This window comes from Chryseobacterium cucumeris (assembly GCF_016775705.1).
GTDB lineage: Bacteria > Bacteroidota > Bacteroidia > Flavobacteriales > Weeksellaceae > Chryseobacterium > Chryseobacterium cupriresistens.
Genome location: NZ_CP068760.1, coordinates 1,058,905 through 1,083,351 on the forward strand (window position 1 = coordinate 1,058,905; position 24,447 = coordinate 1,083,351).

Consider the following 24,447-nt stretch of genomic DNA (forward strand, 5'->3'; position numbering starts at 1 on the left):
TTTGTTAAAATTTATGATATCTGATGAGTACAATAGAATTCAACCCTTTGTGGAAAGAAAAATTACTGAACCGTTTTCTTAGCTATGTAAAAATATATTCTACCAGTGATGCAGAAAGTGAAACAACACCTTCTACTGAACGTCAGTGGGATATTGCCAACTATATTACAGAAGAACTTAAGACCATCGGCCTGGAAGATGTTTCTATAGACAGCAACGGCTATATCATGGGATATGTTCCTTCTAATCTGGAAAATGATGACAGACCTACCATAGGGTTTATTTCCCATTATGATACTTCACCGGACTTCAGCGGAGAAAATGTAAGGCCCCAGGTATGGGAAAACTATGATGGAAATGATCTTCTTTTGAACCAGACAACAGGATTCACATTGTCTCCATCAAGATTTGAAAGCTTGAAAAAATATGTTGGTCAGACATTAATTACTACTGACGGAAATACGCTTCTTGGTGCTGATGATAAAGCCGGCTGTGCAGAGATTGTAACAGCAGCTGAATATCTTATCGCGCATCCGGAAATCAAACATGGAAGAATTGCTATAGGATTTACTCCGGATGAAGAGATTGGAAGAGGAGCGCATAAATTTGATGTCGCTAAATTTGGTGCAGAATGGGCTTATACAATGGATGGCGGAGAAGTTGGAGAACTTGAATATGAGAACTTTAACGCTGCCGGAGCTGTGGTGAAAATCCACGGATTAAGTGTTCACCCAGGTTATGCTTACGGAAAAATGATCAATGCAGCTCTTTTAGCTGCTGAATTTGCTCAAATGCTTCCTGCGAACGAAACACCTGCAACGACAAAAGGTTTTGACGGATTCTACCATTTGATGGATATTACAGCTGATATTTCTGAAGCTAAACTTCAATATATCATCCGTGATCATGATGCAGATAAATTTGAAGCCAGAAAGAAATTCATGGAAGAAAAAGTAGCTGAGTTCAACCAAAAACATGGGGAAGGAACTGCAGAAGTAGAGATTAAAGAGCAGTACAGAAACATGAAGCAGCAGTTTGAAGGTAAAATGCATATTGTAGACCTTGCTGCAAAAGCAATGACTGAAGCAGGTATTGAGCCTAAAATCAAGGCAATCAGAGGAGGTACAGACGGCGCACAGCTTTCCTATATGGGACTTCCCTGCCCGAATATCTTCGCGGGAGGAATCAACTTCCACGGACCATATGAGTATGTAGCTTTGGAAAGCATGGAAAAAGCAACTGAAGTCATTATTAACATTGTAAAAGCATAACAAATCATGAAAAAGGTCTTAGCATCAGCATTCATTTTCACTTTTATTTTCAGCAGTGCCCAGATTTCTGAATTTCAGAGGGCAGACTCACGCTATGAAAGAAAGAAAACGGCTCTGTATAATAAATATCCTAAGCCTAATGATTTAAGAACCAAGAAAGAATGGCTTTTGACAGAGGATAAAATAACAGCCTACAAGACTGCTTTGGATAAAGCTTCTCTTGAGGATCAGAAAATGATCTCGGCAGACCCTCCTGTAAAAACAAAAGTAAGTAAGGACGCAGAATATGATAAAGGTAAGGCCGCTTTTCAAAAGCTTTTATATGAAGCTGTAGATCTTGACTTTTTGAACTTTTCTTCGGAAACCTACAAAGCAACAATAAGTTTTGTTGTAGATTCCAAAGGGAACGCCCTCAATCCCAATGTAAAAGGAAATAATGAAGATGTAAACGCATTCATCGAAGCCGCTTTTTACCGGATTAAAGATAAAGGCAAGTGGAAACCGGCAGAAGACAAAGGGAAACCCGTCTCTTCAAATGTTTCTGTTCCCTTAACAATGTCCTTTAAAAAATAATATACAGAACCCGCTATGATGATAGCGGGTTTTTATTTTTCATATAATAAAAACATAATTAAAGATCATTATGTTGTTGATATTAATTTAACACAATTCTTTTGTAAGTTTTAAATAATTCACCTAATTTTGATTAAAACTTAAAATCACTTTATATGAAAATGAAATCCAACCCTTTCAAAATCAACAGAAATTTTTGTTTTTCTTTCCTTGTATCTATTTTCTGTTTGTTTATTTTAACGTCTTGTTCTCAGGATGATCCTGCCGATCTGCCTGCTGAAAAACCTGCAGAGTCTGTTCAAATGAAGACTTTGGGAAATCTTACCTTACAGAAGAATGTTATTATTCTGAATGATGAATCAGTGAATGCAATTTCTGCTCATAATAACGGAGAAATTACGTTTAGCCGTACAACTCCTCAAACAGATAGCATTTCCGTAGGAACTGTTATTGTTGGGACTAAGATAGAAGGTGATCAGGTGAATACCATTCTTTCAAAAGTAAATTCTGTTTCAAAACTGAATAACCAATTCACCGTACAGACTTCCAGTGCAAAGCTTGAAGAATTTATCTACAGCGGAACTCTGAGCGGCGTGTATGATCCATCTGGCAAAGCTCCTGTCAATATTGATGGAAAAATGGTTAATTACGTTCCAGTAGAAGGAATGGTTTCAGAACAAATCAATCAGAGAATACTTTCTATTGAAGCTAAAAACCTTCAAAATCAGAAATTAATTACATTCAACCGTTATAATTTTAATAAAACCTTTTCGTTTCCTTTGACTTCAGCAGGAACATCCAGTGTTAACGTACAAGGAGGTTTTACCCCAAAAATTGATTATAATATCACCTTCTCATGGGGACATTTGTCCAACTTCTATGTTAACCTCATCATGGATGATATTAAACTTAAAAGCTCTGTCAGTATCACAGGAAGCCTGGGCTACACAGCAAGTACAACAGACTACCTGAATATTCCTATTGTTCCTATCGTTTTAGGACCTACAGGATTGATCTTAAGCCCTACTCTTTCTGCAGGTCCTTTCCTGGGAGTACAGGCTACAGGAAAAGTCCAGGCCCAGCTTTTGGATCTTGAAGGAAATGCCAACTTTTTAGTAAGCAAAAATCCAGAGATTAACATTAATCTTCAAAAGAAATCAGAACCTGTTATCACCGTTGCGGAGGGGAATTTATCTGCCGAAGGAGGTTTAGAAGCAAAAGGAGCTGTAGGATTAATGTTCCTTACCATTCCTATTGCTAATTCAGGTGTAAAAGGAAGAGCTTCTGCCCTTTCATCTTTAGGATTAACACTTGTTCCTCAAAGAAAAGGCGTGATTTCTGTAAAAGGAAAAATTCAGGCTGATATGTTCTATGGTTTTGGAATTGCTCCTTTACGATATGAAGGAACTATTCCTCTTTTCAAAAAAGAACGTATGCTGTATCAGAAGGAATTCAGTTTTTAAGATATCTTTACTAATCAACATAAGAAAGCCACTTTTACAGTGGCTTTTCTTTATTAAAGTTCCACATAAAATTCATTTACAACGCATTAAGTCAATTTTATTATATTTACAATTAGGTACAATTGTAAACAATAACATTAAAACCAATTATCATGAAAACAATGAAAAAACTTTTGAGAAAAGATTTATCTGCCATTCTGGGCAGCGGAGGAAATGAGTGCCATATGGGTGGAGATTCCTATAACTGCCAGAGTGACTGTGAGTGTGCATGGGGAAAAGCCTGTGAAATGTATGAAGACGGAACACCGGGGCAATGCATCGCTGTTGGCGGTGGTGGAAATCCTGGTGGTGGAGGCACTGGCGGATGCATTCCTCCTTCTATTTGTGAAGAACAGCCTTATTAAATAAAAAAACCGGAAGTAGTATTACTTCCGGTTTTATATTATTATCATTTATATTCAAAATGATACCTCTTCTATGGAATTTTGTCATTTATCTATGCAAAAATCTCAAAAAACACTCTTTATGGTCAAAAAAATGCGCTAGTACTTCTTTTATTTTTAAATCTAACAGTCTTAAAATCAAAATATTTTTAACAAAAAAAATCCTGTATAAGTGAATTTATATCAAATTTGAAATTACTTCAATTTTCTTTCGATTATAATCTTTTACATTATTATTTTTATTAAAAATCACAAAAATGAAAGTATTAAAATCTATTTTCTCATTAATTACATTCTTTTTCGCGGCCAATCTTGTATCGGCTTCAGGATCAGGCATTACCTGTAACGGAGAAACTTACAAAATTCCTCTTGCAGGAAATGCCTTTATAACCCGCCCGGTAAGTAATGGGACGGAGAAGATTACCGATTACGGACTGACAAACTGGACAAGTTCCCAAGCGGTAGTAAGCACCTATTTTAAAGTAAGCAGCAGCGGAACGTTAAACATTAAAGTAATCGCAAAAGTATTTTTTGATAAAAGCAGCACAATTAAGGTTACTGTCAATGGAGTTTCACACAAAATCTTTATGAAGGGAACCTCTTTTAATACTTATTCTGCAGGAAGCTTTTATGTACCCGCAGGATATGTAAAAGTAGATCTGCAGGGTGTCAGCAAAAACGGACTCTATTTCGGGCGCATATCTGATCTGCTGATTGACGGACCTGCAGCATCAGGAAATACTGTTTTCTCTAACAATCCGGATTACTATTATTGGGCAAGAAGAGGCCCTTCATGCCACTTGGGCTATGTTATTCCTACTTCTGAGAACGTTTCTTACTACTACAATGAAGTAACGGTGCCTGTTGGCCAGGATAAGGTGGGATCTTATTTTATGGTGAACGGTTTTGGAGAAGGATATTTTGGAATGCAGGTAAATAGTGCACAGGAAAGACGTATCTTATTTTCAGTATGGAGTCCCTTTGCAACAGACAACCCTGATTCAATTCCTGATGATAAAAAGATAAAATTAAACTGTAAAGGGGAGAATGTTACCATTGGAGAATTCGGTAATGAAGGCTCAGGAGGGCAAAGCTACCTGAAATTTCCATGGAAAGCCGGCCTTACCTATAAATTTCTGCTGAAAGCAAATCCGGATGGAGCAGCCAGTACAGATTATACAGCCTGGTTTTTTGAACCGACAGCCGGAAGCTGGAAACTGATTGCAAGCTGGAAAAGACCTTATACCAATACTTACTTAAAAGGATTTTACAGTTTTGTAGAAAATTTTGAGTCTGAAAATGGTTATCTGGGCAGAAGGGCTGAATTCGGCAACCAGTGGATAAGAACCGCACAGGGACAATGGATGCCGGTTTCAAAAGCGAATTTTACTGTGGATGCTACTTACACCGCCAATCAGAGAGTGGATGCTTCAGGAGGAACTGTAAATAATAAATTTTTCTTAAGAAACGGAGGATTTACCAATGAGTATACTCCGGTAAATACATTGCTGAGTGTTACTGCACCTGCACAGGCTCCGAATATTAATCTATCAGCTTTGCCGTACTGCAATAATACCGGCACCATACAACAGCGTTCTGCAGCGGCTCCTGAAAACACAGATCCTATCAGATTGTTCCCGAATCCTGCTCATAGCTTCATTCAGGTAAACGGACTGGAAGGTAAGCAGGCTTCGTACAGCATCATGAATGTGCAGGGTAAAATAATTAATACCGGACATACAAACGGAGAGGAAATATCAATCTCAACATTGCTGGATGGTATCTATATGCTCAATATATATGATGGTGCTACCATCAGAAAAAGTTTAAAGTTTATTAAAAATTAAATGGAAAGCGGGCTTAGTCTTTCCAATCAGAAACAAACACAGATATCACATATTTAACCACGTAAACACCTTGTAAGAAAGGCTGCGTTATTAAATAATAAAAACCGGGAGTATGACAACTTCCGGTTTTATTTTTCACCTAAAAACAGATCTTTGTCAAAGCATCTCTGCCATTCATCAAATAAAATTTAATTCCATCCTTCATAGTTGTTGTTTTGCATCAGATTTTTAACAATAATAAAATTATGAAGCAGCAATTTTTCGCTTTAAGTGCATTGATATTATGTATTTTTTGCAGTATGGAAACTAAAGCACAGCAGACTCCGGCTTTTCACATTGGGGTAAAGGGAGGGGCAAACTTTACAAAAACCTCCACGGAATCTTCTTTAGAAGGGAAATACGGATTCGGTTATCAGGCAGGTGTAATGACAAGAGTGGATATCGGAAAACTGTATGTGCAGGGAGAAGCTCTGTTCAACAAAAGAAAAACATCATACCAGTCCCAAGACGGAAGCTCTTCAAAACTTTCATGGAACGCTATTGATATTCCAGTGGTAGTAGGATATAAACTGATTAAAGCAGATGACTTTAATGTGAGAGTATTTGCCGGAGGCGTTTACAGCTATGCTTTCAACAATAAAGTGTCTGCGTCTCAGGCCCTTCATGAAGGATTTAAAAAGTTTGACAAATCCAATATTGGCATTACGGGAGGTGTAGGATTAGATTATAAGAACTTCACGGTAGATTTGAGATATGAAACCGGCCTTACAAGCATCAGTAAAGAATTTAAGTCCAAACCCCACAGTTTCTCCCTTGGGATAGGTTATTTCCTGTTCTAAAAAACTTAAATTATCTTTACCATTAGAAACTGTTTTCCCTGCAGTTTCTAATTTTTTTATCAACCTATTTCCAATTCCATGACAAAATCTTTTATTGTAAAAGAATACATATTTACTTTTATTTTCTGGCTTGTATTAGCGATTGTATTGTGGTTTAATTTCCAGAGTACAACAGAAAGTTACCTTGCGATGACCCAGGCTGCGATCATTGCGGCATTCTCGTTTACATTTACTCACTTTTTAACCAATAAGCTTCTTCCTAAAGCACTTCGGGAAAAGAAAATGAAACTGTTCCTGATACAGCTGGTCATGGTAATTTTCATGCTTAGTCTGGTTTTCTCTGTTATATTCACCTATCTTGAAGTGGAACCCAAAGATGAGCTTCCGGACAACTTCAGAGATCATTTACCCTTTTTGTGGAAAGGCTTTTATATGTCCCTGCCTGCCTCTTTTCTGATCAACGGAGCAGCGTGTGGTGTAAAATTTTATAATGAACATGGAAGAATAGAGCGTGATCATATTCTCCTTCAGCAGGCTCATCTGGAAAACCAGCTCAAGCTTCTGCAGGATCAGATCAACCCGCATGTGGTATTTAATATCCTGAATCATATTCATATCCTGATGAAAACGGATACCCAGCTTGCCGATTTTTTACTGATGAAATTTTCGGATATTCTACGGTACCAGCTGTATCATTGCAATCAGCCACTGGTTCCTTTGGATAAAGAGATTGAGTATCTCCAAAACCTTGTTGAGGTAGAAAAACTGAGGTGGGGAAACGAGCTGGACGTAAAAGCCCAATGGCAGATCAATAACAGAAAAGCTTCTATTGCTCCACTACTTTTGGTACCTTTCATAGAAAATGCATTTAAATACGTTTGCAGGCTTCCGGGACATAAAGGTTATGTGAAAATCTCCTGTAAAGAAAAGAATAACAGTCTGTATTTTTATGTCGAAAACTCCTATTCGGATATGGCAACCTATAAAAAGAAGGACGGAACGGGCGGAATCGGTCTTCAAAATGTAAAAAAACGTTTAAAATTACAATATCCGGACTCTTATGATCTGAAAATCGAATCCGATAATCACATCTTTAGAATAACATTAATACTAACATTATCTGACAGTTATGAGCTCTAATATTCCTAAAATGAAATGTCTTATTATTGATGATGAACCTCTGGCGAGATTCCATCTTAAAGAACTGGCCGGTCAGATTGATTTTTTATCGGTTGAAGGAACATGCGCAACAGCATTGGAAGCCGACGCAAAGGTAAAGGAGAGTGAAATAGACCTTCTTTTCCTTGATATCAATATGCCTTATCTTACGGGCCTTGAATTTCTGGAACAGCTTGAAAATCCTCCTTTATGTATTCTCACTACCGCTTATTCCGAATATGCGCTGGAAGGATTTCGGCTGCAGGTGGTTGATTATCTTTTAAAACCCATTGCCTTCAACCGGTTTTACCAGGCAGTAAATAAGGCTCAGCAGCAATTTATCATCAGTGAAAAGCTGAAAAAAAACACTTCGCTGGATGATCCTTTCCTGTATGTGAGACAGTCTGATACTTTCATTAAAGTTTCCTGGGTTGATATTCTGTACATTGAGAGTATGCAGAATTATACCAGGCTTCATTTTAAAGATAAATCATTGATTATTCATCAGACGATGAAAGCGATTGAAGAATCACTTCCTTCGGATCATTTTTTCAGGATTCATAAATCATACCTCATCAATATTACCCATATTGATATGATTTCCGGAGGACGTCTTTTTATTAATAAAATTGAGCTTCCCATCTCCCGGACCCGCAAAGAAGAATTGCTTAACCAAGTGGTTTATAAGAAATTAATCAGTAAGTAACTGAAAGAAGCCGGAAACGGGGAATGTAATAATTCCGGTTTCCGGCTTTTTTTAAGGCAGATTCCAGCGTAATGATACTGCAGCGTAAAATGTACTTGAAAATCTTGGATCAGCTATTTTTTTGTCTCTGAAAATGCTGCTGATTTTCCGGTCATTTTCACTAAAGCTTCTCAATATCGCTGTTCCTCCCGTGAGACGTACGGTGAGCCTGTCATTGATTTTTAATTCCGGCCTGAGCCCTGCGGTGATCTGCTGATACCCTAACAACATCGATTTTCCGTTTATACTTCTCTCTGCCGTCATTCCGTTCAGTTCTACAACGGTTTTTAAAGCAAATTTATCCGAGAAAAGATATCCGGCTTCCATTCCTTCCGGGAAGTTGATCTTGAATTTAATCTTTCCGTTGGTCTTCCAGTCGAAATAAATCCATGGTAAAATCATAGGGACCCCAAAAGCAGTAGTTAGCACCGGCCCGGCTCCTAACGAAAGGTTTGGATTAAAATGCCTGATAAACAAAATTCCGCCCTGCCCCAGTAAATCATCGAAATCTATTTTCTCAAGGTCTGTATACACTCCTACGGATGCCGTCATCATCATACTCCACTTTTTACCTAAAGGTCTCATATGCTGTATTCCGACCTGTGCGTTCAGCATCTGATCCGGAAATAATGCTGTTTCGTAATTTTTGTGAGTCATCTTTGCGTATGATCCGCTCAGCAGCATAGACCATGCCCTTACTTTTCCATCAGTATCTTTTTTTACAGATAAAGGAATGCTTAGATTCAGATCTACTCTTTTAAAATCGCTTTTGGAATTGGTCTTTGTACTGTCTTCCGGACGGATGTAATTGGATGCAGGAATGTATTCTGTTTTAAGCTCTGCAGAGAGCCCGGACTGTGCATTTATCCAGTATCCTAATGGTAATATACAGCATAAAGCTGTCAAAAGGGTTCTTTTCATATTTTAAATTTTATGCAAAGAGAACCCTTTGACCATTTTTTACAAAAATTACTTGATTAAGTGCCCGGATTGTATGACAACAGGATCAAATACAAGGATTAATTTCCAGGTTGGGCAACCAATGCTGCAGTCACTTTTTGAGTCTTAAAGATACAATACCCGAACCATACAGCAATCAACGCCATAGCAGAACGCGTTACCACCATTGGAATAATAGAATCCGCTTCCAAAAAGCCAAGTAAAGCTGACATTAAAAATGTAACCATCAGCTGCATAAAACCAAGTAATGCAGCAGCTGTTCCTCTTCCCTCTTTGAATGGCGATAAGGCATGAGCTGATGTGATGGGAAATAATATACCAATTGCCAGCAATGACAGATACAGCATTGCAATTTCAAATGCTACAGAAAGATTTTCAGCCGCAATCAATATGTGAAGTGTACATACCACCAGCAACACAATGGTAGCAGCGAATAAAAGGGTGGAATTGCTTATTCTTTTGATCAGTTTAGGCGTAATATAAGCTGCCGTTATCAATGCTAAAGAATTAAAAGCAAAAATAAAGCTGAATGTGCTGCTCGAAAACCCATGGATCTCCATGAATAAAAACGGGGCATTGGAAATATAAATAATCAAAGAGGCGAAAGCAATGCTTCCTACCATCGTACTGTTGATAAAATCCCTGTTGAAAATGATCATTTTCAGCTGATCCTTTAATCCTTTTTCATCCGGTATTTCATCATCGGAAAGCTTGATTCTGGTATTGGTTTCCGGTACATACTTATAGACCATGAAAAATGTGATCAGTCCCATGATGCATAAAAAAGCAAATGAACTGTTCCAGCCCCAGAATTTAAGGAATACACTTCCCAACAGCGGTGCCACAATCGGTGCTATTCCACTGATCTGCGACTGCTGCGAAAAGATGGTGACTGCTTTATGCTTATCATAGAGATCAATAATAATAGCCCTTCCGATCACAATCCCGGCACTTCCACCAAATGCCTGCAGAAAACGCATGGCCCACAAAACATAAATATCTGAGGTAAAATAGATGGCTGTAGCTCCGATAATAAAAAGCAAAAGCCCGCAATACAGCATTGGTTTACGCCCTTTTTTATCAGATAAAGGCCCCCACAAGAGCTGTCCGAATGCAAATCCGGCAAAGAACACCGAAATAGAGATCTGAATATGCCCGATATCCGTTTTAAAGATTTCGGCCATACTTGGGAAAGCGGGAAGATAAAGATCTATACTTAACGACTCCAGCGTGTTGAGCAGTGCTAGAATAAACACTACAATACTTAAATTCTTCTTCATAAATAACAATAAGCCTTCGCAGGCGATTTTTTCAGCTGCAAAATTGCTTTAAAAAGCATCGTTTTTCAATAAAAGAACTGAAGGAAGTATAGGACAAACTGAAGATTTAAATAGAACAACAAATGAAAAATATTAGTTTCACTCTATTATTGTGGTAAATATTGAGGATTATCTTTTTTCAATATTCTTAAAATTGTCGGGATTTTGCCCCGTATGTTTCTTGAAAAATCTTGAAAAATATGAAGCATCGTTAAATCCTAGTTTAAAAGCAATTTCCTTCACCGTGAGCGCTCCGAAGCTAAGCTCTCTTTTCGCCTCGAGGACAAGACGCTGAGAAATCATCTTTTTTACAGTCGTTCCTCTCAGATGGCGCACAATATCATTAAGATGATGGGTACTTATCTTTAACTGACCGGCATAAAAACCAGTCTCTTTATGCACGATATAATGTTTGTCGATAAGTCCCACCAGCTCCTGAATACGCTGGCGGTCATTCACTAAAGGCTCCTGAGGGATAATCTGCTCCCCGATGATGATACAGAATGCTTTCAGATAAGCCTTTAAAAGCGCTGTTCTTGATGTTGTTGTATACTCCTGCTCCATCAGAGATATGATTGTACTGCAGGTTTTTTCATTCTTTGGATGTAAAAAAAAGGGAAGCTCACCTCCGTTAAGTACTGATTCTATATCACATACTTCGCTGAAAATTTCCCTGCTTATCGCCATTGCATACCCTTCCTCTCCTTCCAGTTTCATATTGAATGCCTGCCCGGGTGCAATAATGCAGATCTGATTGTTCTGAAGCTGATAGCTTTCAAAGTCCAGCTCTAAACGGCTGTTTTCGTACACCTCCCTGAACCAGATGATTTCAAAAAAGTTATGCCGGTGAACATCATGAAAATTCTCCGGGCCCGCTGCACTCAGTGTGCTCATCTGAAACTCTTCAGAGGTCAGATGGTGAACGGGAATTTCTTTTTCAGGCGTAATCATTATTATGGTGTAAAATAATTAACTGGAAACAAAAACCACAGCAAAAAAAGTGCTGCGGTTTTCTTACAATATTTAAAATTAAATATAATTTTTCAATTTTATTGATATGCTTTTCCGGCCTACCTTTCGTTCAGCTGAAAACAAAATAATAAATTAAGCTCCAGATGCTCACAAAAAATAAGACAAAAACGAAAGACTCTTTCAAGTTCTGATTTCGTTTTTTTATGTAATGTTTATATAAAGTAACTATTACAAACGTTATAATTACTAAACATGGTAGTACTGTAAAAGTATACATTTTATTGGTTTAAAAAAGCATCCCATCCCTGAGCGGTGAGCGCTACCAGCTGGTTGGATCCTCTTGCTACCATAAAGTTTCCATCTTCTTTTTCTACGGCATGTCCTATAATGGTAAAATCCGGATGGTTTTTAATTTTATCAAAATCATTCGGTGAAATCGTGAACAGAAGTTCATAATCTTCACCACCGCTTAAAGCAGTCATTACCGGGTTTAAATTCATTTCATCTGCCGTAGAGATGGTAAGATTATCCAACGGAATTTTTTCCTCATACAATCTGAAACCTACTTTGGATTGGTCTGAAAGGTGAAGGATTTCGGAAGCCAGACCATCTGAAATATCAATCATAGAAGTTGGTTTAATATCCAGTTCTTCCAGGATTGTTTTAACGTCTGTTCTTGCTTCAGGTTTGAGCTGTCTTTCCAGGATATAATCATAGCCTTCCATTTCAGGCTGCATATTCGGATCAGCAAGGTAAACCGCATGTTCTCTTTCCAGAATCTGTAATCCCATATAGGCTCCACCTAAGTCTCCTGTTACTACAAGCAGATCATTCGGCTTTGCTCCGCTTCTTTTTACGATGTTTTCTTCATTTTCAATTCCTACAGCCGTAATGCTCATCACCAGCCCTGAATTGGAGCTTGTTGTATCACCTCCAACCAGATCAACTTTGTACCTTCCGCAAGCAGCCTGAATTCCTGAATAGATTTCTTCTAAAGCTTCCACCGGAAAACGGTTGGATACCGCAAGGGAAACCAATATCTGTGTAGGTGTCGCATTCATCGCAGCAATATCACTTAGGTTCACGACCACCGCTTTATATCCTAAATGCTTTAAAGGAACATAACCCAGATTAAAATGAACTCCTTCCGCCAGTACATCTGTTGTTAGAACTACTTTTTTGCTGTCTGGATTAATGACCGCCGCATCATCTCCTACTCCAAGTTCTGAAGATTCATTGGATAACGGAAAATACTCTGTCAAATGTTTAATAAGACCAAATTCTCCTAATTTTGAAATGGGCGTCAGCTCCTGTGATTTATCTTCAAACATGATTTTTTGTATTAATGTCCAATGTAAAAAGTATGAATGATGTAAAAATTGCTTCTCAAACTTTAAACATTAAACCTTGAATTTTAAACTTTGAATTATTGGGTAAGTTCTGCCGGGTCAATATTGTGCGGGTGGAAAGGAAACTTTTTGAAGTCTTCTTTCGATAATACAACAGTGTCCGGGGTTTTATACTTATTCATTGCTTCCACTACATCATCCGGTGGTGTGGTCATTTTTCTAAGCATCATATCAATCCATACGCCTGTAGCTTCTGCCGTGGCACAGTGCATTCCGTCAGGTGTATAGAATTTGTGTACGAAACGGTAGATGGAAGAATCCTCTGCACATCCGTCTATTTCCACACTTACGATTACCGTCTGATCAGCATAGATCTCTTTGAAGAAAGAATATCTTTCATGCAGGATCACCGGGCCGATTCCCCATCTGCTCAGCTGGGTAACCCCCATTTTCTCTTTAGTCATAAAAGCCATTCTGGCCTGTGCACAATATTGTACATATGATGAATTAGCCAGGTGCTTGTTGGCATCAAGATCGCTCCATCTTACTTCAAATTTATGGTAGAAAATCATATGAAAATCGTTTTTGATATAATTAAAATTATAATCTTCAAAAATACTCAAATAAGATGGTTTATAAAAATTGTACTTTTGAAAAAATAATCTTCCGCATAGGATTACCCATACATGAAACAGATCATTATTATCGGAGGCGGTGCTGCAGGCTTTTTCTGTGCATCTAATCTTGACGAAAAGAAATATACTATTACGATTTTAGAACAGAACTCAGATGTCCTTCAGAAAGTTAAAATTTCCGGAGGCGGACGCTGTAATGTGACGCACGCATGCTTTGATCCAAGAGAACTGGTTCAATTTTATCCCCGTGGAAATAAAGAATTGCTAAGTGTTTTTACTAAATTTCAGCCTGGTGATACCATGGAATGGTTTGACCAGCGTAATGTTCCTTTGAAAATTGAAAATGATAACAGAACTTTTCCTGAAAGTAACTCTTCCCAGACTATCATCAATACTTTCCTGAATGAAACTCAAAAGAAAAATGTCACTGTGCAGACAAGATGTACGGTAAAAGAGATTGAAAAACAGGACGAAAAATATATAGTGAAAACCAATTCAGGTGATTTTGAAGCAGATTATATCGTTTATACGACCGGAAGTTCGCCAAAATCGTTGAAAATCGTTGAAAATCTGGGTCATAAGATTGTAGACCTTGTCCCTTCCCTTTTTACTTTCAATATTAAAGATGAATTGCTGAAAGATCTTCCGGGAACAAGCTTTGAAAATGCAGGAATTTCTATTCCTAAGCTGAAAACTGAAGAAAGCGGACCTTTGCTTATTACGCATTGGGGGCTTTCCGGGCCTGCTGTTCTGAAAATTTCTGCATGGGAAGCGATAAGCCTGGCAAAGTTGAAATATAACTTTGAAATTGAAGTGAATTTCGTTTCTGTTGAAATAGATGAAGCGGAAGAAATGTTCCAGAATTTCAAGCAAAGCAATCCTAAAAAAACCATCGGACAATCTAAGATCTTTGATATTACCAACCGGTTCTGGCAGAAAATTTTAGAGATCTCAAAGGTTGATCTCAACAAACAGGTGGCTAATATTTCCGGAAAAGAAATGCAGAAAGTTCTGGAAAATCTTTGCAAAAAGAAGTTTCAAGTAACCGGAAAATCGACATTTAAAGACGAGTTCGTAACGGCCGGAGGCATTGATTTAAAGGAAATTAACTTCAAAAACATGTCTTCCAAATTACTTCCCAATTTCTATATTGCCGGAGAAGTTCTGAATATTGACGCCGTGACCGGAGGATTCAATTTCCAGGCATGCTGGAGTGAAGGATGGCTGATTGCACAGGATCTTAACAGCTTGTAAAAAATGATTACTTTTAATAAAAACTAAATACATGAAAAAAAATTTCGGTTTCTTTCTTTTACTCTGGTTCTTTTTAGGATACAGCCAGGAAAAAACAATCATCTCTAACTGGACATCATTCACACAAGCTGTCAATATAGAGCATAAACAGAATTGGAACTTCCGTATAACGGCAAAAATCAGAAAAGATAATGAGGATAATGGCTCCAATTGTGGATTATGGAGCAGAATAAATAATAAAGATGACTCTACAAGTTTCTTTGAAAATCAATATTATGGAATCCAGGTAACCCATGAATGGAAAACCTACGAAATAAAGGGAACCATCAATCCATCTGCGAAGACCATGACTATCGGAGCTTTTGCACAAAACAACGGCGATTTTTATTTTGACGATTTTAAGCTGGAAGTTAATGATGGAAAGTCAAAAAAGTGGATTGAAATCCCTTTGGAAAACTCAGGTTTTGAGAAAGATATCACATCCGGTGGCTGGTTTGAAGGAATCCATTCTCAGAACATAAAGCACGTAAAACATTTTACCATTGAAACTTCGGATTATCATCCATTCAGTGGCAACAAATCTTTGTTGATCAAAGGTCGTGGCATTATCGGAACAATGCCGGAAGGAAAATTTATGGATGTTAATGGTATCAAATTATATTATGAAGTCTATGGAGAAGGTGAGCCGGTTCTTATGCTTCATGGCAATGGCCAATCCATCAGTGCCTTTATGAACCAGAAGGACACCTTTGCTAAAAAATATAAAGTGATTATTGTCGATTGCCGTGAAAGGGGAAGGTCTACTTATGACAAAACAAAAGAACTTACTTTTGATATTCAGACAGAGGATATTAAGCAGTTTTTAGAGAAGCTCAACATCAAAAAAGCAAAAATTCTGGGCTGGAGTGACGGAGGAATTCTCGCACTGTCTATGGCCATGAAATACCCCGAAATGGTAGACAAAATTGCCTGTTCAGGAGCCAATATTTTTCCGGAAGGAGTGAAAGATCATGATTTAAAATCCATGAAAGAAATGCTTGTAAGCCTTACTAAAGAGAACAAAGACCATAAAAATGACATCTTTATTGATCTTCTGAATCTGGATTTGAAGTATCCTCAATGGAAATATGAAGACCTGAATAAAATTCAGTGCCCATCATTAATCATTGCTGGTGATAATGATCTTATAAAAACAGAACATACGGTAAAAATCGCAGAATCCATCCCAAAAGGACAATTAGCTATTATCCCCAATGCCAATCATTATGTTCCTGAAGAAAAACCGGAATTATTCAATGAATTAGTGCTTGATTTCTTTGAAAATAAATAACTAAAAACCAAATCATGAAAAAAATAATAACATTCATTTTATGTCTTGGATTTGGGTTCGCATTTTCTCAGGTAAAGGAAACTGAAATTCTACCGGCTAAAGATCAGTCTGAAGAGCATGTTTTGTCGAAAGACTCAAAGTCTGCAGAATATCCCGGAGGATGGATGGCACTTCGAAAAGATATTGCTGACAGAATAAGGACGAAAAAAATAAATGTGGGAGGAATAGAAGGAACAATCACAGCGAGGGCAAAGTTTATAGTTAATATCAAAGGTAAAATAGAAGATATCACAGTAACTGGTGATAATGCCGATTTCAATAAAGAAATAGAAAGAGCTATAAAATCTCTGAAAGCTAAATGGAAACCAGCAGAATCCAAGGGTCGTATTGCCCGTAGCTATTATACTTTTCCTCTTACGATAAAACTTGATTAACAGCCGATGCTCTCTGCCAAAAGAAATACTGCCTTTTTCTTTAAAACCCTTTTAGTTTTAGGGTTCGGGTATTTCTTTTGGCTGATGCTTGAGATTACATTAGAATATATTCCTTATAATCCTGAAGTCAGCTTTCTGATGATTAAACAGACAGAAGTATCGGAAAGACCGGAATATCTTTCTTTTTTCTATACTCATGTTTACACGAGCATTTTTGTGCTTCTTTCAGGTTTTCTTGCCATGCTCAGAAAGAATTTTGGACTCAAAAATTTCCACAGGAATATGGGAAAAGTTTATATTTTTCTCATTCTGATCTTTGCAGCACCTTCAGGAATTTACATGGGAATTTTTGCCAACGGAGGCCTTCTGTCAAAAATTTCTTTTGTTATTTTAGGATTTTTATGGTGGTTTTCAACGTTGAAAGCGTATCTGCTGGCGAGACAGAAAAGGTTCAAAGAACACAAACAATGGATGTGGCGGAGCTTTGCTTTTACTTTATCCGCTATTACTCTGAGAATGTGGAAGGTAATTATTGTATATTTATTTCATCCCAATCCTATGGATGTCTATCAGATCATTGCATGGCTGGGCTGGATTCCCAACATCCTTATTATTGAATATTTAATCACAAAAAAACTTATATGAAAATTCTAAATTACACATTGATTTCCCTGCTTACAGTTTCTCTGTTAAGCTGTAAAAAAGAGGGAAAGACTACTGAATCAGGAAAAGATTCTCTGACTGCAAAGAAAGACTCTGTGATAATCCCCGAGGTTCACAAAGAATATTACGGAATTTATACCGGTGAATTTGCCGGCATGGAAAAGGTTGTTGACCCAACAGACGGCTCAGAATATGATGTCAGCAACTACAAGAGGATTTCTTTAAAGATCAACAGAATCACCCAGGATAGCGTATATGGACAAAGTATCGTAAATGGGAATCAGCGCCCGTTCAGAGGTGTTTTCAATGAATCCACGGCATCTTTTGTGCTTGATGAACCGGGCAATGACAAAACAGACGGAAGATTTGAAGTAAAATTAAAGGGAGACAGCTTAACCGGAAAGTGGAATGCTTTTGATAAAACAAGTGTTAAAGCACCTTCAAAAACGCTTAAACTGACTAAAAAAGAGTTTGTTTACAATCCGAATTTCATGCTGGATAAGGATTCTGACCTCGTAGACTGGTCAAACCCGAAAGAGTTTACCGAAAAGTATACCGATGAAGAAACCGGAAAAACAGAAAGCTATAAAACCTCTAAAAACCGTATAGCCTCTGAAGCAATTTTCAAGCTAAATGCATCTAAGCAGAAACTCACAGAAAAAGACCTTAAAAACTTAAGAAAACTGGATCTCGAGATCATCAAAAACTCTGTATTTGCAAGACATGGTTACTCTTTCAAAAAAGAAACCTACAGAAATTTCTTTGAGCAGACAGATTGGTATATCCCCGTTTCTAATAATGTGGACAATGATCTTTCTCCTCTGGAAAAAGAAAATGTGGCTTTACTGAACCGATTTACCAAATATGCAGAGGATAAATATGATAGTTTTGGCAGATAGAGAATAGGTTGTAGGGAATCAGGGATTAGGGGTTGAGGTTAAGCCATCACTGTTTGTCATCTTTACGAAAATATAGAGCAGCAGACAGCCTATGGCATAGCAAAGGTTGTCAATCCAGGAAAAAGAGTTTCCAATGACAATATACATCAGGCTTCCAGGACGGAAGCCTAGTTTTTCTGCAATATGGAAATACTGTGCAAATTCTACCGCAAAGGAAAAAATAAGAATTCCCGGGATCAGCTTCTGATCATTTACTTTTACAAAACTCTTTACAAACGTGTAAAGAAGCATGACCACAATAACATCTCCAAGATAAGCTCTCACAAAGAAAATATCATTAAGTTTGGTGGCAATCAGTACTTCTGCCAGAAAAATAAAAATTGTAAGAAGGAGATATTTCAGGCTGAATCGGAATTTCATTTCAAATTGGTATTAGGCATAAAAAATCGGTATTCAGGGAACACCGATTTATTTTTACAGGAACAAATATATTATTTCTTCACTTTAATTGTACATCCGATGGCTACAGTTTTAGATGTTTTCACCATTTCCCCCTTGATCAGAGCATTTACAGCATCCTGTGCATAATATTCTGATACATCATTCGGGTTATCATAATTATTATCGATAGCACCAATGTATTTTACGATATTCTTTCCGTTTTCTCTTTTCAGTACAAAAACATGCGGTGTCTTTGTTGCTCCGTACTGTGGATAAATTTTCTGCCCTTCATCTACAAGATAGGGAAAAGTAAATCCTTTCTGCTTTGCTCTTTCAATCATCTGCTGATAACCGTCTTCCGGCTGTACGTTGGGATCATTCGGATTGATGGCAATGACCGGATATCCCTGAGCTTTATACTTTTTGTCCAGCTCAATAATCCTGTCTTCATATTTCTTTGCGTACGGGCAATGATTGCAGGTAAATACTACAATGAATCCCTTTGCGCTTTTGAAATCACTTAACGAAACCATTTTCCCGTCAATATTTTTAAGCTTAAAATCAGTGGCTTCATCCCCTATTTCGTAGCCTTTTACAGATGAAACATTCACGCTCTTATCTGTAGTCTTATGATCATCTTTCGTTGTAAAGTTCAGTAATCCCAGCCCAACGACAAATGCGGTCATTACAATTTTCAGGTTTTTCATAATCGATTATTTATTACAGGTTTTCTTTAATTGTTTTTTCGAGATCTTCTTTGCTCATTTCACCGTCGTTGAAATAGATTTTTGATCCGTTTTTATAGAACAGCGTTACCGGAATATTCCCGTCCCAGTCTTTTTCAAACCTTGGAATCCAGGTATTCATTCTTTTGATATCATCCAACAGAAGTACTTCAGCAGTAAGGTTTTTATTTTTAATGAATTTAATTACTCTTTCTTTATCAGCTGACCTGTCCAATGAAACCAGAATCATCTTATACATCTGATTACCTGCATATTTAGTATTTACTTCCATAAAATGAGGCAGCTCTTTTACACATGGACCGCAGGTTGTAGACCAGAAGTTCACAACAAGCAATTTATCATGTTCCTGCTGAATACGCTTCTCCAGGTCTTCATATTTTACGACAGAAACTTCCGTCTGCTGGGCTTTGAAAACCGAGCAGCACACAAACAGGGCTGATATTTTTACTATATTTTTCATTTTTAAAATACAAACAACTACAAATCATCAATATACAAAAATAAAATTCACCTATTGGATCAATTTCTTACAAAAGAATAATTTATTTGTCCATTGATTCATTTTTTTGATATTTTTACGGCTTAAATTAAAACCATGAAAAAAGCTTATTTACTGCTGCCAGTTTTCTTTTTGGCATCCTGCTCAAGCAGCAATGATGATACAGATTCATCCAACAACAATCAAAATAATAATGATAACAGCCCGGTTTTAGTAACAAAAATGGTTGCTGACGGAGAGACCTCAACCTATACTTACAATGGCTCAAAAATCTCCCAGATTAAAAACATTACCAATGGTGAAGTGACCTCTTTCAGTTATTCAGGAGATCTGATTACCCAGCAGGTAACAACGGGTTCAAGCACCAGCTATAAAACAACCTATGTTTATGATGGAAGCAGCAGATTGAGCAAAAAAACATACAGTGAGACTTACCTTACGTCCGGAACTGTTTCTACGGTAGAAACCAATTATAACTATCTTTCCGGTAATAATGTAAAAATCACCTATACGGCAAGCTTTACAGGATCACCTGTAAGAACCGGCACTAAAAATGCTACATTAAATGCTGATGGCTCTCTTAGCAGCTGGACAGACACCGCATCAGTTCCTAATAATACAGGAGGTTTTTATAGTGCAACAGGTGCTTTACAGCCTATTGTGTATGACACCAAGAATGTACCTTTTAAAAATATAACAGGGTTTTTAAAAATTATTGACACGGAAGATGAAAACGGGTCCGTACACAATATACTAAGCTATAATTATGTCCTTAATTATAACAATGGAGCCGGAAGTGGTGAATGGACCATCTTTAAATCCGTTTATGAATATAATAGCAGCGGATATCCTACAAAGAATGTCAAAACATACTATAATAAAACAGGAACAGGAGTTACAAATAGTGAAATGAACACTTACGAATACAATCATTTATAATACAATGGAGCGCTTAAGGCGCTCTTTTTGTTTTCATTAACACATATGTTAATTTTATCACAATTGATAGAATTATATGAATGGTTTTGTATATTTGGGTTGAATCAAAAACTAAATTACCATGAAAAAACAAAACATTCAGCCCAAAAAGCTTTCAAAAAGTGAATTAAAAAAAATTAACGGAGGAGCATTTTCTCCAAGGTGTCTGCGTGGATTCTGCATGCTGCCTGACTCTGTTGAACCGGTACCTGGTCTTGTAGGAAAAGACGGTTTATGCTGTTAATGCATACAAATTAAATAAAACAATAACCCTAATCAAATCATCATGAAAAAATCAAACGCTCAGAAAAGAAAATTAACAAAAAGCGAACTGAAAGAAATTAACGGAGGTAACGGACCTGTTGTATGCCCGGAAGGACTTTGCGACAGAGGTGACGGTGAATATGTAATCGGGCCTGTAGGAAGAAACGGATACTGCTGTTAATAGCAAAAGCTTTGTTAGATACTAAAGATTGAGGCCGCACCTCAATCTTTTTTTTGAAGAAGAAATCTTTTGCAAAAAGTTAACAATTTGAATCACAACATTTTGTAGCTATTAAAATAACTTGTAAATTAGCTTTTACCAAATTAAAATTATTATGAAAAATTCAAAAAATCAGAAAAGAAAGCTTAGCAAAAATGAGCTGAAAGAGATCAGCGGAGGAGCCAACAGACCGATCTGCCCAAGAGTAATAAGCTGCACAGATCCGAATACCGGAGAAGAGCGATACGGAGTTCCCGGCATGCAGGATGGATTTTGTTGTTAACCAGGTTTATACTATTTAAACAAGGAATATGAAAAATTCAAACCTGAAAACGAGGAGACTCAACAAAGCTGAGCTCAAGGAAATCAACGGAGGGGCAGCTGCCTGCGCTGAAGGTTTATGCAAACTAAGAGGAGTCAGCCACTTCCTTATTATCGGCCCGAGGGGCAATGACGGTTACTGTTGCTAATCAGACTTTTAGCATTTAAAAAAAATGATTGGATTACCCTCCAATCATTTTTTTTATCGCATTCAGCTTCATTAAAGCTTCAATCGGTGTTAACGTATTGATATCTATTTTCGTCAGTTCTTCACGAATATTCTCCAGAACAGGATCATCGAGCTGGAAGAATGAAAGCTGCATATTTTCTTCTGTCACTCTTTTAATGCTTTCTGAAGTACTTCCACTTCCCTGAGTTCTGCTCGCTTCAAGTGTTTTAAGAATTTCATTGGCCCTGTTTACCACTTTAGCAGGCATCCCGGCCAGTTTTGCAACGTGGATACCGAAACTGTGTTCGCTTCCGCCCGGAACAAGCTTTCTCAGGAAAATGATATTTCCTTTGTTTTCCTGAATAGAAACGTGGAAATTTTTCACCCTTTCGAAATTGACGGTCATTTCGTTCAATTCGTGATAGTGCGTAGCAAATAATGTTTTTGCCTGCGTTGGATGTTGATGAAGATATTCTGCAATCGCCCATGCAATAGAAACTCCGTCATAAGTAGAAGTTCCACGGCCGATTTCATCTAATAAGATCAGGCTTCGTTCTGAAATATTGTTCAGAATATTGGCTGCCTCGTTCATTTCTACCATGAAAGTAGATTCTCCGGCAGAAATATTATCGGTAGCTCCTACCCTTGTAAAGATTTTATCCAGCATCCCGATCTCCGCATGTTTTGCAGGGACAAAACTTCCAATCTGTGCCAAAAGACATACAATAGCGGTCTGACGCAGAATTGCCGATTTACCGGCCATGTTCGGTCCGGTTACCATAATAATCTGCTGCGAATCCTTATCCAGGAAGATATCATTCGGGATATATTTTTCTCCTAACGGAAGTGCATTTTCAATGATCGGGTGTCTTGCTTCTTTTAAATCGATAGCATAACCGTCATTCAAAACGGGCTTTGTATAACTCTCAGATACAGCAAGTTCAGACAATCCCGCTGCCACATCAAGCTGGGCAATGATATTGGAATTCCCCTGGATCTGATCGATGTAAACCATTGTTTCACCACATACATTTCTGTAGAGTGAAGTTTCCAGAACACCTATTTTTTCTTCCGCACCAAGGATCTGATTTTCATATTCCTTTAATTCTTCGGTAATATATCTTTCAGCATTTACTAAAGTCTGCTTTCTTACCCAGTCATCAGGAACTTTATCTTTGTGAGTGTTCCGAACTTCAATATAGTATCCGAACACATTATTAAAATCAATTTTAAGGCTGGTAATTCCTGTTCTTTCAATCTCTCTCTGGCACATTTCATCTAAGAAACCCCGTCCTTTGCTCTGAAGATTTCTCAGTCGGTCCAGCTCTTCAGAAACGCCTTCTTTAATGATATTTCCTTTAGCAATACTTACCGGAAGTTCTTCATTAAGATGATTCTGCAGGAATTTAATCAGTTCTTCCAGATCAAATAAAGGCTCTAACCACGCCAGCACATCTGCATGAGGATGCAATAACGCTTTGATTTTATGAATATTAATTAAACTTTGGCGTAAATAACCAAGTTCTTTAGGTGAAATTTTCTCTGCGGCCAGTTTTCCCATTAATCTGTCAAGATCTGAAATTGATTTCAGAAGCTGGCAGATTTCATATTTCAGTGCATCGTTTTCATTTAAGAAATCAATCAGGGAAAGTCTCCTCATAATCTCATCCACAGATTTTAAAGGAAGGATAATTCTCCTTCTCAATAATCTTCCTCCCATCGGAGTAGATGTTTTATCAATGATATCCAGCAGAGATTTCCCCTGTGGGTTGCTTGGATAAACAATTTCAAGGTTTCTCAGGGTAAAATTATCCATCATCAGATAATCTTCCTGAGGAATGATCTGCAGTTTCGTAATATGAGCCAGCAGATTATGATGGGTATCTTCTACGAGATATGCAAAAATAGCTCCTGCTGCTGTAATCGCCAGTGGAAGACCTTCCACTCCAAACCCTTTTAATGAATTGGTTTTAAAGTGATTGGTTAATTTTTCATAGGCAAAATTATATTGGAAAGCCCAGTCTTCAAGCTTAAAAGCATTTTTATTTTTAATCTGCTCCGGAATCTGTGTGCTTCTCTGGAAAATAATTTCACTCGGGTCAAAAGTATTGACAATGTGCAAAAGCTTTTCCAGGTTTCCTTCACTTACCAGAAACTCTCCTGTGGAGATATCTACTAAAGCAATTCCATACTTCTCTTTTTCCTTATGTAATGAAAGGAGGAAGTTGTTCTTTTTGGAATTCAAAACCTGGTCATTGAAAGTAACGCCCGGTGTAACCAATTCAGTAACACCACGTTTTACAATTCCTTTCACCATTTTAGGATCTTCCAGCTGATCACAGATTGCAACCCTCATCCCGGCTCTTACCAGCTTGGGAAGATAAGAATCTATTGAGTGATGCGGAAATCCTGCAAGCTCTACACTGCCTTCTCCATTGTTTCTTTTGGTAAGAACAATACCCAGAATCTGGGATGTTTTCACGGCATCCTGCCCAAAAGTTTCATAAAAGTCTCCCACTCTGAAAAGTAAAAGCGCATCCGGATATTTACCCTTGATGGTATTATACTGAGTCATTAATGGAGTTTCCTTCTTCGTTTTTGCCATAGTAAAAAATGAGCCCCAAATTTAAAAAAATAAATTCAGGGTAATAGAAT

26 protein-coding genes are annotated in these 24,447 nt (G+C 37.5%); 17 read left to right on the forward strand and 9 right to left on the reverse strand.

Annotated features, from left to right (window positions below; genetic code table 11):
- The first annotated feature begins 23 nt into the window (after positions 1–23).
- From pepT to JNG87_RS04700, 8 genes are all read left to right on the forward strand, one after another.
- Entirely contained in the window at positions 24–1,271 is a 1,248-nt protein-coding gene (gene pepT, locus JNG87_RS04665; protein WP_202842024.1) for a peptidase T, read from the forward strand.
- Positions 1,272–1,277: 6 nt separating this feature from the next.
- Complete coding sequence (locus tag JNG87_RS04670) at positions 1,278–1,844, forward strand: hypothetical protein (RefSeq protein WP_202842026.1); 567 nt, start codon at positions 1,278–1,280, stop codon at positions 1,842–1,844.
- Positions 1,845–1,999: 155 nt separating this feature from the next.
- Positions 2,000–3,307 carry a hypothetical protein gene (locus JNG87_RS04675; protein WP_202842028.1) on the forward strand — a complete coding sequence of 436 codons (1,308 nt, stop codon included), beginning with the start codon at positions 2,000–2,002 and terminating at the stop codon, positions 3,305–3,307.
- Between the two features lie 152 nt (positions 3,308–3,459).
- Positions 3,460–3,711: a hypothetical protein gene (locus JNG87_RS04680; RefSeq protein ID WP_041461961.1), complete on the forward strand. Its 252-nt coding sequence runs from the start codon at positions 3,460–3,462 to the stop codon at positions 3,709–3,711.
- A 296-nt stretch (positions 3,712–4,007) separates the two neighbouring features.
- The gene (locus JNG87_RS04685; RefSeq protein WP_202842030.1) at positions 4,008–5,597 is read left to right on the forward strand and encodes a DUF3472 domain-containing protein; all 1,590 of its coding nucleotides are present in this window, start codon (positions 4,008–4,010) and stop codon (positions 5,595–5,597) included.
- 245 nt (positions 5,598–5,842) lie between these two features.
- Positions 5,843–6,436: a porin family protein gene (locus JNG87_RS04690; RefSeq protein ID WP_202842032.1), complete on the forward strand. Its 594-nt coding sequence runs from the start codon at positions 5,843–5,845 to the stop codon at positions 6,434–6,436.
- Positions 6,437–6,514: 78 nt separating this feature from the next.
- Entirely contained in the window at positions 6,515–7,576 is a 1,062-nt protein-coding gene (locus JNG87_RS04695; protein ID WP_110009039.1) for a sensor histidine kinase, read from the forward strand.
- Positions 7,566–8,300, forward strand: coding sequence for a LytR/AlgR family response regulator transcription factor (locus tag JNG87_RS04700; RefSeq protein WP_110009038.1), 735 nt, complete (start codon positions 7,566–7,568; stop codon positions 8,298–8,300). Before JNG87_RS04695 ends, JNG87_RS04700 begins: the two co-directional genes overlap by 11 nt.
- A 51-nt stretch (positions 8,301–8,351) precedes the next feature.
- On the opposite strand, the gene JNG87_RS04705 is transcribed toward JNG87_RS04700, so the two are convergent.
- From JNG87_RS04705 to JNG87_RS04725, 5 genes are all read right to left on the reverse strand, one after another.
- A complete protein-coding gene (locus tag JNG87_RS04705; RefSeq protein WP_202842034.1) occupies positions 8,352–9,260 on the reverse strand; it encodes a DUF6268 family outer membrane beta-barrel protein in 909 nt (302 codons plus the stop codon).
- Between the two features lie 98 nt (positions 9,261–9,358).
- A complete protein-coding gene (locus JNG87_RS04710) occupies positions 9,359–10,579 on the reverse strand; it encodes a multidrug effflux MFS transporter (RefSeq protein WP_202842036.1) in 1,221 nt (406 codons plus the stop codon).
- A gap of 168 nt (positions 10,580–10,747) precedes the next feature.
- Positions 10,748–11,569 carry a helix-turn-helix domain-containing protein gene (locus JNG87_RS04715; protein ID WP_202842038.1) on the reverse strand — a complete coding sequence of 274 codons (822 nt, stop codon included), beginning with the start codon at positions 11,567–11,569 and terminating at the stop codon, positions 10,748–10,750.
- Between the two features lie 299 nt (positions 11,570–11,868).
- Complete coding sequence (gene thiL, locus JNG87_RS04720) at positions 11,869–12,921, reverse strand: thiamine-phosphate kinase (protein WP_202842039.1); 1,053 nt, start codon at positions 12,919–12,921, stop codon at positions 11,869–11,871.
- 95 nt (positions 12,922–13,016) lie between these two features.
- Positions 13,017–13,511 (reverse strand): acyl-CoA thioesterase, encoded by a 495-nt coding sequence (locus JNG87_RS04725; protein WP_202842041.1) that lies wholly within the window; start codon positions 13,509–13,511, stop codon positions 13,017–13,019.
- A gap of 114 nt (positions 13,512–13,625) precedes the next feature.
- Between JNG87_RS04725 and JNG87_RS04730 the strand changes: the two genes are divergently transcribed.
- Genes JNG87_RS04730 through JNG87_RS04750 form a run of 5 tightly spaced genes read left to right on the forward strand, consistent with a single transcriptional unit; the run spans position 13,626 to position 18,154 of the window.
- The gene (locus JNG87_RS04730) at positions 13,626–14,828 is read left to right on the forward strand and encodes an NAD(P)/FAD-dependent oxidoreductase (protein WP_202842043.1); all 1,203 of its coding nucleotides are present in this window, start codon (positions 13,626–13,628) and stop codon (positions 14,826–14,828) included.
- Positions 14,829–14,859: 31 nt separating this feature from the next.
- Positions 14,860–16,158 carry an alpha/beta fold hydrolase gene (locus JNG87_RS04735; RefSeq protein WP_202842045.1) on the forward strand — a complete coding sequence of 433 codons (1,299 nt, stop codon included), beginning with the start codon at positions 14,860–14,862 and terminating at the stop codon, positions 16,156–16,158.
- Positions 16,159–16,172: 14 nt separating this feature from the next.
- Positions 16,173–16,592 (forward strand): energy transducer TonB, encoded by a 420-nt coding sequence (locus JNG87_RS04740; RefSeq protein WP_202842047.1) that lies wholly within the window; start codon positions 16,173–16,175, stop codon positions 16,590–16,592.
- Positions 16,593–16,598: 6 nt separating this feature from the next.
- On the forward strand, positions 16,599–17,237 hold the full coding sequence (locus JNG87_RS04745) for a DUF2306 domain-containing protein (RefSeq protein WP_202842049.1): 639 nt from the start codon (positions 16,599–16,601) through the stop codon (positions 17,235–17,237).
- Positions 17,234–18,154 (forward strand): YARHG domain-containing protein, encoded by a 921-nt coding sequence (locus JNG87_RS04750; protein WP_202842051.1) that lies wholly within the window; start codon positions 17,234–17,236, stop codon positions 18,152–18,154. The genes JNG87_RS04745 and JNG87_RS04750 overlap by 4 nt, the downstream gene beginning before the upstream one ends.
- A gap of 18 nt (positions 18,155–18,172) precedes the next feature.
- Here the strand turns inward: JNG87_RS04750 and JNG87_RS04755 are convergent, their stop codons facing one another.
- The 3 genes from JNG87_RS04755 to JNG87_RS04765 all read right to left on the reverse strand — a co-directional run bounded on the left by JNG87_RS04755 (position 18,173) and on the right by JNG87_RS04765 (position 19,801).
- A complete protein-coding gene (locus JNG87_RS04755) occupies positions 18,173–18,574 on the reverse strand; it encodes a DUF2809 domain-containing protein (RefSeq protein ID WP_202842053.1) in 402 nt (133 codons plus the stop codon).
- A 71-nt stretch (positions 18,575–18,645) separates the two neighbouring features.
- Positions 18,646–19,302: a thioredoxin family protein gene (locus tag JNG87_RS04760; protein WP_202842055.1), complete on the reverse strand. Its 657-nt coding sequence runs from the start codon at positions 19,300–19,302 to the stop codon at positions 18,646–18,648.
- Positions 19,303–19,315: 13 nt separating this feature from the next.
- Positions 19,316–19,801: a TlpA family protein disulfide reductase gene (locus JNG87_RS04765; RefSeq protein ID WP_202842057.1), complete on the reverse strand. Its 486-nt coding sequence runs from the start codon at positions 19,799–19,801 to the stop codon at positions 19,316–19,318.
- A 135-nt stretch (positions 19,802–19,936) separates the two neighbouring features.
- On the opposite strand from JNG87_RS04765, the gene JNG87_RS04770 reads away from it, so the two are divergent.
- The 4 genes from JNG87_RS04770 to JNG87_RS04785 all read left to right on the forward strand — a co-directional run bounded on the left by JNG87_RS04770 (position 19,937) and on the right by JNG87_RS04785 (position 21,585).
- Positions 19,937–20,779, forward strand: coding sequence for a hypothetical protein (locus JNG87_RS04770; protein ID WP_202842059.1), 843 nt, complete (start codon positions 19,937–19,939; stop codon positions 20,777–20,779).
- 121 nt (positions 20,780–20,900) lie between these two features.
- Positions 20,901–21,062: a hypothetical protein gene (locus JNG87_RS04775; RefSeq protein ID WP_202842061.1), complete on the forward strand. Its 162-nt coding sequence runs from the start codon at positions 20,901–20,903 to the stop codon at positions 21,060–21,062.
- Positions 21,063–21,104: 42 nt separating this feature from the next.
- Positions 21,105–21,263: a hypothetical protein gene (locus JNG87_RS04780; protein WP_162800871.1), complete on the forward strand. Its 159-nt coding sequence runs from the start codon at positions 21,105–21,107 to the stop codon at positions 21,261–21,263.
- Between the two features lie 154 nt (positions 21,264–21,417).
- On the forward strand, positions 21,418–21,585 hold the full coding sequence (locus JNG87_RS04785) for a bacteriocin (protein ID WP_202842062.1): 168 nt from the start codon (positions 21,418–21,420) through the stop codon (positions 21,583–21,585).
- Between the two features lie 220 nt (positions 21,586–21,805).
- Here the strand turns inward: JNG87_RS04785 and mutS are convergent, their stop codons facing one another.
- On the reverse strand, positions 21,806–24,397 hold the full coding sequence (mutS, locus tag JNG87_RS04790; protein ID WP_202842064.1) for a DNA mismatch repair protein MutS: 2,592 nt from the start codon (positions 24,395–24,397) through the stop codon (positions 21,806–21,808).
- Positions 24,398–24,447 lie beyond the last annotated feature (50 nt).

Coding starts and splice junctions, on each gene's coding strand:
- pepT (WP_202842024.1), top strand. CDS start 24: ATGAGTACAATAGAATTCAACCCTTTGTGGAAAGAAAAATTACTGAAC.
- JNG87_RS04670 (WP_202842026.1), top strand. CDS start 1,278: ATGAAAAAGGTCTTAGCATCAGCATTCATTTTCACTTTTATTTTCAGC.
- JNG87_RS04675 (WP_202842028.1), top strand. CDS start 2,000: ATGAAAATGAAATCCAACCCTTTCAAAATCAACAGAAATTTTTGTTTT.
- JNG87_RS04680 (WP_041461961.1), top strand. CDS start 3,460: ATGAAAACAATGAAAAAACTTTTGAGAAAAGATTTATCTGCCATTCTG.
- JNG87_RS04685 (WP_202842030.1), top strand. CDS start 4,008: ATGAAAGTATTAAAATCTATTTTCTCATTAATTACATTCTTTTTCGCG.
- JNG87_RS04690 (WP_202842032.1), top strand. CDS start 5,843: ATGAAGCAGCAATTTTTCGCTTTAAGTGCATTGATATTATGTATTTTT.
- JNG87_RS04695 (WP_110009039.1), top strand. CDS start 6,515: ATGACAAAATCTTTTATTGTAAAAGAATACATATTTACTTTTATTTTC.
- JNG87_RS04700 (WP_110009038.1), top strand. CDS start 7,566: ATGAGCTCTAATATTCCTAAAATGAAATGTCTTATTATTGATGATGAA.
- JNG87_RS04705 (WP_202842034.1), bottom strand. CDS start 9,260: ATGAAAAGAACCCTTTTGACAGCTTTATGCTGTATATTACCATTAGGA.
- JNG87_RS04710 (WP_202842036.1), bottom strand. CDS start 10,579: ATGAAGAAGAATTTAAGTATTGTAGTGTTTATTCTAGCACTGCTCAAC.
- JNG87_RS04715 (WP_202842038.1), bottom strand. CDS start 11,569: ATGATTACGCCTGAAAAAGAAATTCCCGTTCACCATCTGACCTCTGAA.
- thiL (WP_202842039.1), bottom strand. CDS start 12,921: ATGTTTGAAGATAAATCACAGGAGCTGACGCCCATTTCAAAATTAGGA.
- JNG87_RS04725 (WP_202842041.1), bottom strand. CDS start 13,511: ATGATTTTCTACCATAAATTTGAAGTAAGATGGAGCGATCTTGATGCC.
- JNG87_RS04730 (WP_202842043.1), top strand. CDS start 13,626: ATGAAACAGATCATTATTATCGGAGGCGGTGCTGCAGGCTTTTTCTGT.
- JNG87_RS04735 (WP_202842045.1), top strand. CDS start 14,860: ATGAAAAAAAATTTCGGTTTCTTTCTTTTACTCTGGTTCTTTTTAGGA.
- JNG87_RS04740 (WP_202842047.1), top strand. CDS start 16,173: ATGAAAAAAATAATAACATTCATTTTATGTCTTGGATTTGGGTTCGCA.
- JNG87_RS04745 (WP_202842049.1), top strand. CDS start 16,599: ATGCTCTCTGCCAAAAGAAATACTGCCTTTTTCTTTAAAACCCTTTTA.
- JNG87_RS04750 (WP_202842051.1), top strand. CDS start 17,234: ATGAAAATTCTAAATTACACATTGATTTCCCTGCTTACAGTTTCTCTG.
- JNG87_RS04755 (WP_202842053.1), bottom strand. CDS start 18,574: ATGAAATTCCGATTCAGCCTGAAATATCTCCTTCTTACAATTTTTATT.
- JNG87_RS04760 (WP_202842055.1), bottom strand. CDS start 19,302: ATGAAAAACCTGAAAATTGTAATGACCGCATTTGTCGTTGGGCTGGGA.
- JNG87_RS04765 (WP_202842057.1), bottom strand. CDS start 19,801: ATGAAAAATATAGTAAAAATATCAGCCCTGTTTGTGTGCTGCTCGGTT.
- JNG87_RS04770 (WP_202842059.1), top strand. CDS start 19,937: ATGAAAAAAGCTTATTTACTGCTGCCAGTTTTCTTTTTGGCATCCTGC.
- JNG87_RS04775 (WP_202842061.1), top strand. CDS start 20,901: ATGAAAAAACAAAACATTCAGCCCAAAAAGCTTTCAAAAAGTGAATTA.
- JNG87_RS04780 (WP_162800871.1), top strand. CDS start 21,105: ATGAAAAAATCAAACGCTCAGAAAAGAAAATTAACAAAAAGCGAACTG.
- JNG87_RS04785 (WP_202842062.1), top strand. CDS start 21,418: ATGAAAAATTCAAAAAATCAGAAAAGAAAGCTTAGCAAAAATGAGCTG.
- mutS (WP_202842064.1), bottom strand. CDS start 24,397: ATGGCAAAAACGAAGAAGGAAACTCCATTAATGACTCAGTATAATACC.